This is a genomic window from Microcystis aeruginosa NIES-2549, from assembly GCF_000981785.2.
In the GTDB taxonomy this organism is placed as follows: domain Bacteria; phylum Cyanobacteriota; class Cyanobacteriia; order Cyanobacteriales; family Microcystaceae; genus Microcystis; species Microcystis aeruginosa_C.
Genome location: NZ_CP011304.1, coordinates 3,444,022 through 3,458,807, shown reverse-complemented (window position 1 = coordinate 3,458,807; position 14,786 = coordinate 3,444,022). Strand labels below are relative to the sequence as shown.

The window sequence follows — 14,786 nt, the reverse complement described above, 5'->3', positions numbered from 1 at the left end:
CAGTGGGTAAGTTAACAGTTAACAGTATTCAGTATTCAGAAGATTGCTTTTATTTATTCTTCCCAATTCATAATTCATAATTCATAATTCATAATTACGGCTAACTAGAAGCTAAGTACCTAAGCAAAATTAATTACACATTTCGATAAAGCTTTTGCCTATTGCCTATTGCCTCTTGCCTATCTTCACTAGGAAATTTATTTTGCACGACTACTTAATTGATTCTCAATCTGTCTAACTACCGTTAGCGCCGAATAGCTGACTCCGGCAGTGCCTTCTCCCGGATGGGTGGAATCTCCCACTAACCAAAGATGGGGGATCGGAGTGCGCGTCGCTACTCCAAAAGGGCCAAAAGTGGACAATCTTTGACCAATACCGCCGACAATGCCCTGATTTCGCCCCGTAAACCGCTCAAAAGTACGAGGTGTAGCTGATTCGATGTGAACGATGTGATCAGGACTAAGATGGAAATAATTACCGAGACGCTCGATCGCCTCTTGGGTGTATGCTGCTTTTAATTGCTGATAATTATCTTCTCCTTTTCGCCACCAAAGACTGGTATCGGTGAAGGAAGAAGCAATAATCGTCGCTTTTCCCACTGGAGCGCGGCCATCCCCTTCTTTACTCACGGAAACAAACAAAGAGTTATTTTCGCCGATTATGCCATCGTAATCGTAGAGAAATTGCAAATGGGGAGGACAATCGGGGGGAATAGCAGCGCGATCGACTCCTAAGTAAACCACAAAAGCACCGGATGCGGGGGGAAGTTTTTCGATTCTCTGGTGATAAAGACTGGGAATGGCTTCGCGATCGATTAATTGTGGTAAATTTTGGATCGGGATATTAGCCACAATCTCATCGGCCATTTCTGGATATATTTGACCATTTTTTTGATTTATGACGATAATTCCCGTGGCTTTTCCCTTTTCTGTCAGTATTTTTTCTACTGTGTGGCGCATTTGCAATTTACCGCCGTATTTTTCCAAAGCTGCTACTAGGCGATCGCTTAATACTTGCATACTACCCTGAAGGTGGGATAAACCTTGGGGAGACTGAGAAACTGCTAAAGCGGTGGCGGCATAAAGTAAAGCAGTTTCATCGGCATTAACTTGGGAATAAAGCTTTAACTGGAGATCAAGAAAGGTTTTTAGGCGTTTATCCCTCTCTAAGCCGTATAATCGCAGAGCATCTCCCACAGTCATCAAAGTAAAGGGGAAGGTAATGGCAGTATCTAAACGCAAAGCGGCGATTAATTGCCCTAAATCCCACCAGTTGCGCGGGGGTAAAACTGGATCGCGACTTTGAAAACGCCAACTTGCTTGAAAGAGTTTTTGTAATAATTGCCAAAAAGGTTCGCTGCCCGGAAATTGTTTTTGTCTTTCCTCTTGCCACTTTTGCGGATCGCGCCAGACATTTATCGGAGTGGTTTCCCCCGGCAGAAAAACGGCACAAGCGGGATCGCAGGGGACAGAATCGGGTAAATCTATCCCTAATTCGGCAAAAATGCGCTGATGAATGCCCCCTACTTCTAATCCTGCCACTTGAGTTGCCCCCACGTCAAAGGTAAAACCCCGACGGGAAAAAGTCGAGGCACAACCTCCGGGGACGAGCGCCTGATCATATACTGTGACTTGATAACCTCGACGCGCCAATAATGCCGCCGCCGTTAGTCCGCCAATCCCTGCACCAATAACGGTAATTTGCGTCATTTTCTTAATAATTATTTATATTTATTTTTATACTAACGCTTTTGGCAGTCCGGAGTCAGTGATCAGTTATCAGTGATCAGTGATCAGTTCACTGTTTACTGGACGGCTACGCCGTGCCTTTGGCAACACTGAAAAGCTCCCCACTTCCCCATTTCCCCACTTCCCCACACCCTACACCCCACACCCTACACCCATCTGCCAGGGACTCTTAACAGTTTACTTGGGCCCCTAGGGTATCTAAAGCCAAAATTTTGGCGCTGGAGTTAATCCCCACTTCCTCCCAAGCATTGGTCATCTCTGTGGCTATTTTTTGGGCATTGTCGGGGTTAGTTAAAGCCAATAGGCTCGGACCTGCGCCACTAATTACCATCCCGTAAGCACCCCCATTAATGGCGGCTTTTTTCACCTTTTCGTAACCCGGGATCAAAGATTGGCGATAGGGTTGATGCAGTTTATCCTCTAGGGCAATTCTCAGCCAATCGCCGTTACCCGTCTCTAATCCCCGCAATAATAAACCCAAGCGGGAAATATTGAAAATTGCCTCCTGACGGCTAATTTTTTCGGGTAAAACCGCCCTAGCTTTTTCCGTAGCCAGTTCAAAATCGGGAATCGCCAAGACGGGAATGAGATTTTTTTGCCAAAATACTTGACAAATAGCCCAATTTGTGCTATCACCTGCCGATAGCTGACAGTTGCCCCGCAAAGCCGGCACCACATTATCTGGATGTCCCTCCAATGCGATCGCTAATGCTTCGATTTCCCCCATAGATAAAGGATTTCCGGCGCATTGATTGGCAGCCACTAACCCACCGATAATAGCAGTGGCAGAACTACCTAAACCTCTAGCCAGAGGAACCCCTAAACCGATCTCGATGGCGATAGGGGGCGGATTCTGTCCTATTGTTTGATAAACTTGCAAAAAAGAAGTATAGATTAAATTATCAGCCCCTTGGCTAACTTTAGCTGATTCAGTTCCCTTGACACTAATGCTGACAGGGTTAGCTGTCGTTGCCGGCAGCAGGGTAAAAGTAAACTGATTATATAGGGTTAAGGCCGCTCCGAGACAATCGAAGCCGGGCCCAATATTAGCAGTGGTAGCGGGAACTGTTACCGTAAAAGTTGTCATCGTTAAGCTTTTGCCTGAAGATAGCGGCGATTTACCTCCTCCCAGTTAACCACATTCCACCACTGTTTTAAATACTCAGCCCGTTGATTACGATATTTTAAGTAATAGGCGTGTTCCCAGACATCATTGCCCATAATTGGCTGTAATCCCTTCATTAGCGGGCTATCTTGGTTAGCAGTGCTGGTAATTTCTAGTTTTCCTGACTTATTTAAAACCAACCATGTCCAACCACTACCAAAAAGTTTAGTACCAGCTTGGTTGAAAGCGTTTTTAAATTCCTCGAAACTGCCAAATTTAGCGATTATTGCCGCTCCTATTTCTCCTGTTGGTTCGCCACCGCCATCGGGGGACATAATCTGCCAAAACATCGTATGATTAAGATCGCCGCCGCCATTATTGCGGATAGTGATGCGAAGATCGGCGGGTAAAGAGTCAAGATTTTTAATTAATTCTACTACTGTTTTTTTCTGCAATTCTGGATATTTTGCCACTGCCGCGTTGAGATTATTAACGTAGGCTGCATGGTGTTTATCGTGATGAAATTGCATCGTTTCCTTATCAATATAAGGTTCTAGGGCATCATAGCTATAGGGGAGGGCAATGAGACTATAGGGACCGGTAGCGGCAAAAGCGGCAGAGTTAAAACCAGCAAGAGTGCCTGTGCCAAGGGTAGCACCTAAAAGATAAAGAAATTGACGGCGATCGAGAGACATATTCTCAGAGCAGATGTTCTGATTATTAATTATCCTATCGATCGGTACTTCGGGAGAGAAAAGTTTTTATCGACGGACTCCTAAACGCAATCGGCTGCATCTCTATATTACATTTTGGGCGCAAGCAGTTCGATAAACTCACTGACCACGTTGCGCCCCTACATTGCACAATGACCTAAAATACTTTTTAAGCCAGCCTTTATTACCATAAACGATAAAAACTTTTCAACAAGCGCGGCGGAATTTTTAGATAATAACCAATAATAACTAATTGATTAACTAAGGTAGTTTTGCCAACTCCTAATTTTTGCCAACGTCTTGCCGAGGTAATCACCGCAGCAGCAACTATGGCTATTTTACCCCTTTTTTTCAATCTTTGTATTAATTCAAAATCTTCCATAATTGGCAACTCAGGAAAACCGCCCAAATCGGCCAAGATTGAGGCTTTTAAAAATATTCCTTGATCTCCGTAGGGAAGGGAAAGCCAGCGAGAACGCCAATTAACTAATTTTTCCACTAAACGCAGGGTTTTTTCCTCTCCATCAATTTTTAATTCAAAGGCCCCCGCTACTGTCCCAGATTGGGATAAAGTATTGATAATTTGTTCTTGATAATTCTGGGGAAGTAAAGTATCTCCGTGCAGAAATAACAAAATATCTCCTTTCGCTATTTTAGCTCCTAAATTCATCTGAAATGCACGACCTTTACTGGGTGAAATAATTACTTTCGCTCCCAATTGTTCGGCTATTTCTCTAGTTTTATCGGTACTTCCCCCATCGACAACAATAATTTCTACTCCTTCACCTATCTGTTTTAACGTTGCTGCAATTCTTAACTCCTCATTAAGAGTCGGAATGATAACACTAAGATAATTCATGAGGTTTTGTACTAACTCAAGTCAGAGGATTTAGGGGCGACCATCGGGTAAATTTTCCTACAGATACCGAGGGATTGACTGGGATTGGTAATAAGTAAGTAGTTATAATTAAATAGAAGATAGATTTTGCCTCTGATCCCCCCTGCCCCCCTTGATAAGGGGGGTGCCGGTAGGCGGGGGGATCCCCCCTGCCCCCCTTGATAAGGGGGGTGCCGGTAGGCGGGGGGATCTGACAACTTTTAACACCTACCTACTTAACTGTTTTTTCGGTAGAAAAGTTAAACATTGCTGCCAGTTTTCCAGAGTGGCTAAAGCTGCAGTTAAAAGTCGATACCAAATTAGGTTACACTTCATCTTTATGAGAAAGGAAACTCTGTTCTAAGATGGGTGGGACAATGCCGAATATTAAAGGAGACGATGGTGCGCTCAAAACCATTTTCAGCAATAGTAAAATTATCGCAGTGGTCGGTCATTCTGAGAAATCGAGCCGCGCCAGCTATCAGGTGGCCAAATTCCTGCAAGCGGTGGGTTATCGAGTCTATCCAGTCAATCCGATGGTCCAGCAAATTGATGGTCAAAGCTGCTATCCTTCTCTAGAGGCTATCCCCGAACCTGTGGATATTGTTAACGTTTTTCGTCATCCTGATTATCTACCCGAAATTGTCGAGTCAGCTATTGCTATTCGGGCCGCTACCCTTTGGACACAATTGAAAATTTATCACCCAGTGGCGGAAAAAAAAGCGATCGAGGCAGGTTTAAATGTAATTATGGATGCTTGTATCCAGATAGAATATCAGCGTTTATTTGCCTAAAACAAAACCCCACCATGGGTGGGGTTTCGGGTTTAATTTAGGAAATCCTAGAAGGTAAAGGTTCCGCGGAGGGTCCCAATCCACTCGTTACCAGTGCCTTTGAACTGTTCAGGTGCAGAAATCCAGATGACACCGGGGGTGATAGAAATATTGTCGGTGACTTGGTACTTGTAGAACAATTCAACGTGGTAGGGAACGATGTTAGATACTTTTAGACCCATTTCTCGGAAGCTTAAGTGACCGATGTAGGGCTGCGCACCAGCAAACAGACCTAAGATATTTCCTTCTTTACCTAAGTCGGGGAAGGCAATACCAGCACCGTAGGTCCACACTTCCGCATCACCGAGACCCAGTAAACGCACAGTGGAGTAAGAACCGAAGGCACTCAAGCTGGCGAAACCAATATCCACTGCACCGGTTAAACCGTAGCTGTTGGATACTTTGGCTCCGAAGTTGAAGAAACCGACTTCATCCTGTAGAGTGACGCTATCAGGATCGTTGCCGTTGACGTTGAGCAGGGTATTTAACTGAGTTTGGGAAAGGTTAGCGGCAGAAGTCCCCGTTGCACCGAAGGAACCACCGTTACCGAAGATGGCGGTGTCAGCACTTTGGTAAGCGTTAACGTAGGTAAAGCCAAGGTTCAAGAAGTTGAAAAGATTGGCATTAATCTGTGCTAAAGCTGCGTAGTCCCCGTTAAAGAGACCGTTGCCCGGATTGGGATCAGCAGGGGAAGTAGCGCCACCGGCTAAGTAACCCAAAGAGAGGGAAGTCGGACCAAGAATGCTTTGGAGGAAGCCTAACTGTAGACTAACACCGGCCCCAGAACCGCCACCGATGCGGTAGATGGGGTTTTCGGAAGCGAAGGTAGATAGCGCACCATTACCACCGTCGAAGTCTTCAAAGAAGGGGTTAGTGGTGGGAACGAAGTCATTCCAAATACCGCCCCAAGCGGCGACGTAGGTATTGAAGCGACCAAAACTACCTAAGTCAATCGGGGTATAGTAGGCCAACCAGTCGATAACCACATCGCTACCGTTACCTGCACCGGTCCAAGTTTGGGATAGGGAAGGGCTTTGCAGGTTATCGAATCTGACGGAAGCGGGATCACCATTTTGTAGTGTGGTGGTCGATTTGTAATCAAATCCGAAGCGAGTGGCACTACCCGCCGATAAACGGGTTTTCAATGAGTCCTGACCGGTGAAGCTCGTGTTAAAAACTAAACGAGCGCGGTATTGCATGGCGGCCTGGGAGGCGGGGCTGCCCGCACCAGCCGTATCGGTAATGGCGAAGATAACTTCCCCGGCTAATTTGGTGGTGGTGGAGAATTGATTATTTTCTAGGAAAGAAACCCGGCTTTCTAGGTTGTCAACTCTAGCTCCCAAGGCTGCTAACTCGGCTTGGAACTCGTCCATTAAGCGCTTGAGGGCATCTAAGTCTTCCTTGAGGACGTTGACACCATCTTGAATTAAACGTTCCATCACGTTTAAGCAAGCGTTTAAACCAGCCGCAAACTCCCAACGGGTTAAGGCTCGGTCGCCCCGGAAGGTGCGATCGGGATAACCAACAATACAACCATAGCGCTCCACAAGGCTTCTTAAGGCCTCATAGGCCCAAGCGGTGGGAGAAACATCGCGCAGTTGGTTAACGCTGGTGACTTGATCGATGCTGTTACCCTGTACGGGTGCCACTTGACCTTCGTTACCGTACTGTTCGATCTGATTGAGTAATTCGCCAGTTCCTGCACCGTTGTCCTGAACTTGAGCGATTTCTAGATTGTTAAATTCGGTAGAAACACTGGTAGATTTGACGGGATCGAAGCTACTAGCATTAGCGGAAGCTACCAAGGTAGCCCCTAAAATTGCTGGGCTAACCAGCAATGATTTCCAGAACATTTTTAACATGATGGTTTTTTCCTCACACCTTATAGGTTGACTACACAGTTTGATGACGCATATAGCCTTTCCATTCTTTTGCCATTATACACGATCTAATTGCTTAGGGAAAGATGTGATCTCATTTTTTTCCCTTGACCGGTTGACAAAGTGGCCACCCTGTCGATCCTGACGGCACTTAAACAAAACCTGTAGCAGTTATCTTAACAACGATGTCAATAGGTTAAAACTCTAAAAGCAGATAACCCTTGCTGTTCCCTGTTCCCTTATCGGCCTAGACTAATTTAGCTGTGCGGGCAGCTTACCCTTGGTTTGTACGAATAGTTACTTCTGGTTCTGGGGTTCCTAGATGACGGGAAACCCTCAAAAACTATCCGCCCTTACCAATTGCTCGGTAAGGGCGGTGTAGCGGGTCATCAGAATCGACACCAGACTGCCGGAAGGAACTCCAGCTAGTCTAAATCTTGTTTAGACGTGGGGGTCTAGAGAACAGCCCCGGCGCACAGCCGGCTATTGTCGATTAGGAGACCCATGCTTTTACTACTTTCTACCATCGACATCACCTCCTGTATCCCTTAACGGATTAATTATTAGATTTATCTGCAATCAGCTTAACGCAGCTGTTCGGAAAAAATCAAGGCCAGCAGCTAAAAATTTTTTCGGCAGACTGAGATTAGCCCCAAAATGTAGGTGGAGATAGGAAGCGTGCAGATTCTTACCTTGCCACCCTTCGGCATTGATAGCACCCCTGGGGAATGGTTGTAGTTGATAAATCGGTGCGTCGCTCACCCCGCTTAGTTGGGAGCGATGGAATTCATGGCCGCGCACTGGTTGACCCGGTTTGAGCAGGATCGTTTCCTGTTTGGCGATGGCTTGCCGATAACCTAGGGTTAATTTCGGGGACATTATAGCAGATTGGGGGATTATTTGCACCATAGAATAGTTTTTTTGCTCAAAATCAACTATTTTGTCACATAAATACATTAATCCCCCACATTCGGCATAGGTGGGCATTCCGGAGGCGATCGCTTTTCTCACCTGAGTTAGGATAGGGGTGTTAGCCGCTAATTCCGGGGCAAAGATTTCGGGAAAACCGCCACCAAAGTACAACCCTTGCAGGTTTTCGGGCAAATTTGCCCCTTGCAAGGGACTCCAAAAGATTAATTCCGCGCCTAAATTGGCTAAAATATCGAGATTATCGGGGTAATAAAAGTTAAAAGCCTTATCTCTGGCAATACCGATACGGATAGGGGGAAAAAGCTTATTTGCTTCTGTGGGATTTTTCGGGTTCTCTTGGGGAGAAATAGTGAGTAAAGGCAAGAGAATGTCCCAATTAAAGCAGTTTTGGGCAATAGAAGCCAGTTGATCTTGCAGTTCCCTGATTTCTCCTAGTTCATCCCTGGGAACTAATCCTAGATGGCGATCAGGAATTGTCAGGGAATCTTGACGACGCAGAACCCCGACAATCGGCATATTGATGGATTCTAGGGCGGTTTGCAGTAATTGCAGGTGGCGATCGCTACCAACCCGATTGAGGATAACTCCGGCTAGATGGAGATTTTTGTCTAAAGATTGATAACCGCGGACAATAGCGGCGACCGAGGTAGATAAACGACTACAATCGATAACTAATAGCAGAGGAAGCCCTAAAATACGGGCAATATGGGCGGTGCTGGCATAATCGGGAAATTGAGTATCGCTTAATTGAATACCATCAAATAGCCCCATTACCCCTTCAATCAGAGCATAATCGACATTTTGACAATGTTGGGCAAAACAGGTTTTTACATAGTCTTCGGAAGTTAAAACCGGATCGAGATTGCGACAGGGGCGACCGGTAAAATGGGTATGGAACATGGGATCGATATAATCGGGCCCGACTTTAAAAGATTGCACTCGATCGCCACGACTGATTAAATAGGCCAAGATTGCCAGAGTAATCGTCGTTTTACCGACTCCGCTTCTTTCTCCTGCGATGATCATTATTAGTTGTTTTTTTTCGAGATCGAGCTAGACTTAATTAACCTGTTACACAATCAATTCTAGAGCTTGCCAAAGGCTAATAGAGTCAATTTTTGCCGCTAACTGCTCCCTGTGTCAATCGACTTTTTTATTAGCGGCGAAATCAATTTTACGACGTTTAATACCAAATCCCTTTTTAATAGTGTGATTAACTCTCAAGTTATGAATTGTTTCTCCCCACACCCCACACCCCACACCCCACTATCCTATACTTTTTAAACAGGATTTAGTATAAGTAGGGCTGGCTGAATAAATCTAAAAACCTTGTTGAATAAGACTTTTATCCCAAATCCGTTTTTAATAGTGTGATTAACTCTCAAGTTATGAATTGTTTCTCCCTACACCCTTCTATTGCCCATAGCTTGTCCGGCGAGATAACCAGTGGTCCAAGCACTTTGAAAATTAAATCCCCCCGTGACTGCATCGATATCTAATACCTCCCCGGCAAAATATAACCCCGGACAGATTTTACTTTCCATAGTTTTAAAATCCACTTCCTGAAGATTCACTCCCCCAGAGGTGACAAATTCCTCCTTAAACACCCCTTTTCCTTTGATTTGATATTCCCCTTGCTGTAATTCAGTCATTAATCGATTGAGAGTATTTTTAGATAATTCGGCCCAGGGAGTTTCCGCGTTAACAGTCAAGTAACTTAATAAACTCTGCCAAAGACGCTTAGGTAACTGCTCAAAGGGACAATAATTAAAAAGTTTTCTTTTCGGATATTCACTTTTTGTTTGTAAGATAATTTCTCGCAATTTTTCAGGATGATAATCCCCTAACCAATTAATTATTAAAGGCATTCGGTAATGATGCTCGTGAAGCACCCGCGCTCCCCAAGCAGAAAGTTTTAAAATAGCCGGGCCACTAACTCCCCAATGGGTAATTAATAAAGGTCCGATTTGTTCTAATTTGCTTCCCCCAAGACGAACTCGCACTTTATCCACAGTAACCCCTAACAAATCTTGCAGACGAGGATCGGCAATTTGAAAGGTAAATAAAGAAGGCACAGGAGAGACTAGAGAATGACCTAAATCTTGAGCGGTACGATAGCCAAAAGGACTACTTCCCGTAGCAATTAAAAGCTTATCTGCCCTAATTTGCTCCTCTCTTTTTAATTCAATTAAAAAACTTTCTTCCTGTTTTTTAACCGATTTAACTGGGGAATTTAGCCTTAAATTAACCCCAGCAAAAGTCGCACTTTCCCGCAGACAATTAACAATAGTTTCAGAATTATCGGTGCTGGGAAACATTCGCCCATCCGCTTCTGTTTTGAGTTTTACCCCCCGCAATTCAAACCATTTAATAGTATCTTGGGGTTGAAACCGACTAAAAGCTCCCCGTAGTGCTTTGCCACCGCGAGGATAATAATTAACTAATTGGGAAACGTCAAAACAATGATGGGTGACATTACAGCGTCCCCCTCCCGAAATCCGCACTTTCCCCAGAGGTTCTTTTGCCGCTTCTAGGATAGTAACGCCAGCTTTTGGGTTAGATTCTGCCGCTTTAATTGCGCCAAAAAATCCCGCTGCCCCGCCACCAATTACGACTATTTGAGTCATATATCAAGGAAAAAGTTAAGTTTAAACCGCCAAAAATCGCTGAATGACTTCTTGACTTAATTCGCTCGTGAAACCGGAAGCAACAATTCCCCCTTTCTGCATGGCATAATATCGATCAGCTTGGCGGACAAAATGCAGGTGTTGTTCTACTAATAAAACGGCGATTCCTTTGCTGGCAACAATACGCCGCACCGCCGCTTCAATTTCGAGAATAATTGACGGTTGAATTCCTTCCGTGGGTTCATCTAAAATTAATAATTTTGGTTCCCCCACTAAGGCGCGAGCGATGGCTAATTGCTGTTGTTGTCCACCGCTTAAATCTCCTCCCATCCGCGATAACATGGGTTTTAAAACGGGAAATAAATCGAAGATTTCTTCGGGAATTGTGGCATTTTTTCTCCTTGTGGGTAAAGCTTCCAAACCGAGAATTAAATTCTCTTTTACCGTTAAACGGGGAATAATATCCCTCCCCTGCGGCACATAACCCAGTCCTAATCTGGCTCTTTGATCTGAGGTTTTATTAATCAGGTTTTGTTGCTCATAATTAATTGCTCCCGCTCGCGGTTTTAAGATACCCATCAAGGTTTTTAATAGGGTAGTTTTACCCACGCCATTACGTCCGATTAAACAGACCATTTCTCCCGCATTAATGTTAAGATCAACATCTCTTAAAATATGACTTTCTCCGTAGTAAACATTGAGATCAGATATGTGTAACATTGTCAACCCTTTTTAACTAATTTTAATCGTTTGACTTTTTATTCTTCCGAGGAACCTAGATAAACTTCAATAACTTTCGGATCATTTTGAATTTGCTCCATATTCCCCTCACATAGAACAGTTCCTTGGTGTAAAACCGTGACTTTGCGGGCAATTTGCCGGACAAATTCCATATCGTGTTCAATGACAATAATTGAATGACTTTCCGCTAGATTTAACAACAAATTACCCACGTTTTCCGTTTCCTCATCAGTTAATCCTGCCACGGGTTCATCTACTAGCAGTAAATCTGGTGACTGGGCCACTAATTGACCAATTTCTAAGCGTTGTTTTTCCCCGTGGGACAGTAAAGAAGCGGGTAAATCAGCTTTAGCAGTTAACCCGATAGTTTCCAATAAACCAATAACTTTTCTGCTATCTTCTAGGGGAGGACGACCGAAAAGAGTCGAGAAAACATTTTTATTACGGTTACTAACTAAATCGAGATTTTCTCGGACAGTTAGATTTAAATATACCCTGGGAGTTTGGAATTTGCGACCAATACCTAAACGAGCGATCGCAAATTCGGGAATTTTGCGGAGATCTCGACCTTTAAATAATACCCGTCCGATGGTGGGTTGCACTTTCCCCGTAATCACATCTAAAAAAGTGGTTTTTCCCGCACCATTGGGACCGATAATCACCCGCAATTCTCCCGTATCCATACTGAAATTAAGATTATTGAGAGCTTTAAAACCCCCAAAACTAACGGTAAGATTCTCGATTTCTAAGATTTTTCCAGTCATAATTTCTAAGAGGGAATTGGTAATTATGAATTATGAATTATGAATTGGGGAGCAGGGTGTAGGGTGTAGGGTGTGGGAAGAATAAATAAAAATAATCTCCTGACTCCTGACGACCCACTCCTGACGACCCACTCCTGACTCGGAGAATACTAACAGAATAAGGTCACTTATGCTCTAATTCTTCTTTTTCCAGTTGCACTTCCGGAGCTTCCTCAATACTAGGATAGGTAATTAAAGTTTTGCGGAAACCAAAATGAGTCAGCAAACGTTTAATTCCACCGAGAAGACCATCGGGAAGCACTGTCACCACAATTAGGAATAGGGCCCCTTGGAAAAATACCCAGACTTCCGGAAATTGTTCGCTTAAAAAAGTTTGGGCCATGCGTACTAATAAAGTACCGACAACTGCCCCCACAAGAGTAGCACGTCCCCCCACAGCCACCCAAATCACCATTTCAATGGAAAAAGCCACATCCATAGAGTTAGGGGTGATAATTCCCGTTTGCACCGTATAAAGAGCGCCGGCAACACCGGCAATCGCCCCAGAAATTGCAAAAACTAACACCTTAAACCAAGTAGGATCATAACCGGAAAAACGGACACGCACCTCATCATCGCGAATGGCGACTAACAAGCGCCCAAATCTGCCCGTAGTTAACCAACGACAGAGGAGATAAATAGCCAGTAAACAGACAATTGTGAGTAAATAAAAGGCCACTTGAACGGCATCGGAACCCACCAGCAACCCGAAAATTGTTTGGGTATCGGTTTTTAAGCCATTAGTGCCGTTAATTAACTTTTGTTGACCGTTAAAAAAGTTAAAAAATACCAGTAAAGCCGCTTGAGTCAAAATCGAGAAATAAACCCCTTTAATGCGATTGCGGAAGATTAAATAACCCAATAATCCCGCCATGATCGCTGGTACAATAATTAGGGCTAGAATTGTCAAAGGTAAGGAATAAAAAGGTTGCCAAACAAAAGGTAATTCTGTCACCCCGTAGAGAGTAAAAAATTCGGGCAGTTGTCCGGGGGGTAACTGAAGATTTAGGTACATGGCCAAAGCGTAACCACCTAGGGCGAAAAAGATCCCATGACCGAGACTTAATAAACCAGTATAACCCCAGATTAAATCTATCCCCAAGGCGACAATAGCCAGGGAAAGAAATCGCCCCAATAAACGCAAACGGAAAGCCGACAAAGTTAAGGGCAGTAACAGCGCAAAGATGACCACTAAACCAACAATAACAGCGACTTCCGTGATTAACTTTTTCTTTTCCCGTTGTCGGGATTCGTTTCTAGTGATGGTTTCGGTAATCATAATCTATAACTCGGCAGTACGTCCTTTAGGAGGAAAAATTCCCGCAGGTTTGAATTGCAAGAAAGCAATAATTAAAGCAAAAATCATCACTTTTGCCATGCTAGTGGTGGAGAAAAAGGTGAAGAAATCCGTTAGGGGTTTTAGTGCTTCTACGGAACCAAAAATCAGGGCAAAAGTTCCCGAACCAATTAAATAATTAGCCACACCGATGGCCATAGCTGCGATAATAGTTCCTAGGAGATTACCCACTCCCCCCACCACCACTACCATGAAGGTATCAACGATATAATTTTGTCCCACATTTGGACCGACGGAACCCAAAAAACTAATCGCACAACCGGCAACTCCAGCTAATCCCGAACCGAGGGCAAAAGTCAAAGCATCCACTTGATTTGTCGGAATGCCTAAACAGGCACTCATCTGGCGATTTTGGGTGACGGCACGAATGCGTAAACCCCAAGAAGATTTATTTAAAAACCAATAGGTTCCTAACAAACAAATGGCAGTTAAAATGATAATAAATAGACGGGTGTAGGGCATTTGAAACCCGGGTAAAGGTAAACCTCCGCGTAACCAAGCAGGAGCCGTGACATCGACGTTTCTGGCACTAAACCAGGGTTTAGCGAGAACCGGATTAAAAGATAAAAGATAGCCTAATAATCCAGCGATAGCTAGGGATAAAGGGAGGGTGACACCGATAGCTAAATTGCGAATTCTTTCCCAATCTAAGCGACGACTTAACAGGGTCATCGCCCCAAAAAATAACAGACAGAAAACTATCAAACTAATTACTAATAACCCGTTGACACTTCTGACAAATTGCTGCAGAATTAAGCTAACTCCCCAAGTGGCCAGCAGCGTTTCTAGGGGTCTGCCGTAGAGGAACCTAATCACCCCCCTTTCTAATAATAATCCCGCCAATCCCGACACTAAAAAAGCGATCGGTAGGGCGAATAAAACATAAGTATCAAAGAGGGGAGAACCGAAACCTTTAAAGATATTCTGCACCACAAAAGTACTGTAGGCCCCTAACATCATTAACTCACCGTGAGCGAGATTAATCACCCCCATCAGTCCAAAGACAATCGCTAGTCCTAAAGCGGCCAGCAATAGCACAGAACCGATACTAATACCATTAAATAATCCTTCCAATAATGCTGACACTTTTCGTTATTCCTGTGCATTTTTAAGCTTTAAAAAGTGGGGTGAACAGTAATGCCCACCTCACTCTCGTTACTGTCCGGAAAAAT

At 44.2% G+C, this 14,786-nt stretch carries 12 protein-coding genes; 1 reads left to right on the top strand and 11 read right to left on the bottom strand.

Annotated features, from left to right (window positions below; genetic code table 11):
• Positions 1-197: 197 nt before the first annotated feature.
• The 4 genes from crtD to myaer_RS17035 all read right to left on the bottom strand — a co-directional run bounded on the left by crtD (position 198) and on the right by myaer_RS17035 (position 4,425).
• Positions 198-1,709: a C-3',4' desaturase CrtD gene (crtD, locus tag myaer_RS17050; protein WP_046662958.1), complete on the bottom strand. Its 1,512-nt coding sequence runs from the start codon at positions 1,707-1,709 to the stop codon at positions 198-200.
• A gap of 208 nt (positions 1,710-1,917) precedes the next feature.
• On the bottom strand, positions 1,918-2,835 hold the full coding sequence (thrB, locus tag myaer_RS17045) for a homoserine kinase (RefSeq protein ID WP_046662957.1): 918 nt from the start codon (positions 2,833-2,835) through the stop codon (positions 1,918-1,920).
• Between the two features lie 2 nt (positions 2,836-2,837).
• Positions 2,838-3,548, bottom strand: a complete 711-nt coding sequence (locus tag myaer_RS17040) for a superoxide dismutase (protein WP_046662956.1) — start codon at positions 3,546-3,548, stop codon at positions 2,838-2,840.
• Positions 3,549-3,750: 202 nt separating this feature from the next.
• The gene (locus myaer_RS17035) at positions 3,751-4,425 is read right to left on the bottom strand and encodes a TIGR04283 family arsenosugar biosynthesis glycosyltransferase (protein WP_046662955.1); all 675 of its coding nucleotides are present in this window, start codon (positions 4,423-4,425) and stop codon (positions 3,751-3,753) included.
• Between the two features lie 395 nt (positions 4,426-4,820).
• Here myaer_RS17035 and myaer_RS17025 point away from each other — a divergent pair, with 395 nt between their 5' ends.
• Entirely contained in the window at positions 4,821-5,237 is a 417-nt protein-coding gene (locus myaer_RS17025) for a CoA-binding protein (protein WP_046662953.1), read from the top strand.
• 47 nt (positions 5,238-5,284) lie between these two features.
• Here myaer_RS17025 and myaer_RS17020 read toward each other — a convergent pair whose 3' ends face one another.
• The 7 genes from myaer_RS17020 to myaer_RS16990 all read right to left on the bottom strand — a co-directional run bounded on the left by myaer_RS17020 (position 5,285) and on the right by myaer_RS16990 (position 14,700).
• Positions 5,285-7,138: an iron uptake porin gene (locus myaer_RS17020; protein WP_046662952.1), complete on the bottom strand. Its 1,854-nt coding sequence runs from the start codon at positions 7,136-7,138 to the stop codon at positions 5,285-5,287.
• Between the two features lie 597 nt (positions 7,139-7,735).
• Complete coding sequence (locus tag myaer_RS17015) at positions 7,736-9,112, bottom strand: cobyrinate a,c-diamide synthase (RefSeq protein ID WP_046662951.1); 1,377 nt, start codon at positions 9,110-9,112, stop codon at positions 7,736-7,738.
• Positions 9,113-9,489: 377 nt separating this feature from the next.
• On the bottom strand, positions 9,490-10,713 hold the full coding sequence (locus myaer_RS17010) for an NAD(P)/FAD-dependent oxidoreductase (protein WP_046662950.1): 1,224 nt from the start codon (positions 10,711-10,713) through the stop codon (positions 9,490-9,492).
• Positions 10,714-10,734: 21 nt separating this feature from the next.
• Positions 10,735-11,433, bottom strand: a complete 699-nt coding sequence (gene urtE, locus myaer_RS17005) for an urea ABC transporter ATP-binding subunit UrtE (protein ID WP_046662949.1) — start codon at positions 11,431-11,433, stop codon at positions 10,735-10,737.
• Between the two features lie 38 nt (positions 11,434-11,471).
• Positions 11,472-12,218, bottom strand: a complete 747-nt coding sequence (urtD, locus tag myaer_RS17000) for an urea ABC transporter ATP-binding protein UrtD (RefSeq protein WP_002777291.1) — start codon at positions 12,216-12,218, stop codon at positions 11,472-11,474.
• A 163-nt stretch (positions 12,219-12,381) separates the two neighbouring features.
• Positions 12,382-13,536, bottom strand: coding sequence for an urea ABC transporter permease subunit UrtC (urtC, locus tag myaer_RS16995; RefSeq protein ID WP_046662948.1), 1,155 nt, complete (start codon positions 13,534-13,536; stop codon positions 12,382-12,384).
• A gap of 3 nt (positions 13,537-13,539) precedes the next feature.
• Positions 13,540-14,700: an ABC transporter permease subunit gene (locus myaer_RS16990; protein WP_046662947.1), complete on the bottom strand. Its 1,161-nt coding sequence runs from the start codon at positions 14,698-14,700 to the stop codon at positions 13,540-13,542.
• Positions 14,701-14,786 lie beyond the last annotated feature (86 nt).

What these genes read in the sequence shown, in the direction of transcription:
- urtE (WP_046662949.1), bottom strand. Translation starts at nt 11,433, where the DNA reads ATGTTACACATATCTGATCTCAATGTTTACTACGGAGAAAGTCATATT.
- urtC (WP_046662948.1), bottom strand. Translation starts at nt 13,536, where the DNA reads ATGATTACCGAAACCATCACTAGAAACGAATCCCGACAACGGGAAAAG.
- myaer_RS17035 (WP_046662955.1), bottom strand. Translation starts at nt 4,425, where the DNA reads ATGAATTATCTTAGTGTTATCATTCCGACTCTTAATGAGGAGTTAAGA.
- myaer_RS17015 (WP_046662951.1), bottom strand. Translation starts at nt 9,112, where the DNA reads ATGATCATCGCAGGAGAAAGAAGCGGAGTCGGTAAAACGACGATTACT.
- myaer_RS17040 (WP_046662956.1), bottom strand. Translation starts at nt 3,548, where the DNA reads ATGTCTCTCGATCGCCGTCAATTTCTTTATCTTTTAGGTGCTACCCTT.
- thrB (WP_046662957.1), bottom strand. Translation starts at nt 2,835, where the DNA reads ATGACAACTTTTACGGTAACAGTTCCCGCTACCACTGCTAATATTGGG.
- myaer_RS17020 (WP_046662952.1), bottom strand. Translation starts at nt 7,138, where the DNA reads ATGTTAAAAATGTTCTGGAAATCATTGCTGGTTAGCCCAGCAATTTTA.
- urtD (WP_002777291.1), bottom strand. Translation starts at nt 12,218, where the DNA reads ATGACTGGAAAAATCTTAGAAATCGAGAATCTTACCGTTAGTTTTGGG.
- myaer_RS17025 (WP_046662953.1), top strand. Translation starts at nt 4,821, where the DNA reads ATGCCGAATATTAAAGGAGACGATGGTGCGCTCAAAACCATTTTCAGC.
- myaer_RS17010 (WP_046662950.1), bottom strand. Translation starts at nt 10,713, where the DNA reads ATGACTCAAATAGTCGTAATTGGTGGCGGGGCAGCGGGATTTTTTGGC.
- crtD (WP_046662958.1), bottom strand. Translation starts at nt 1,709, where the DNA reads ATGACGCAAATTACCGTTATTGGTGCAGGGATTGGCGGACTAACGGCG.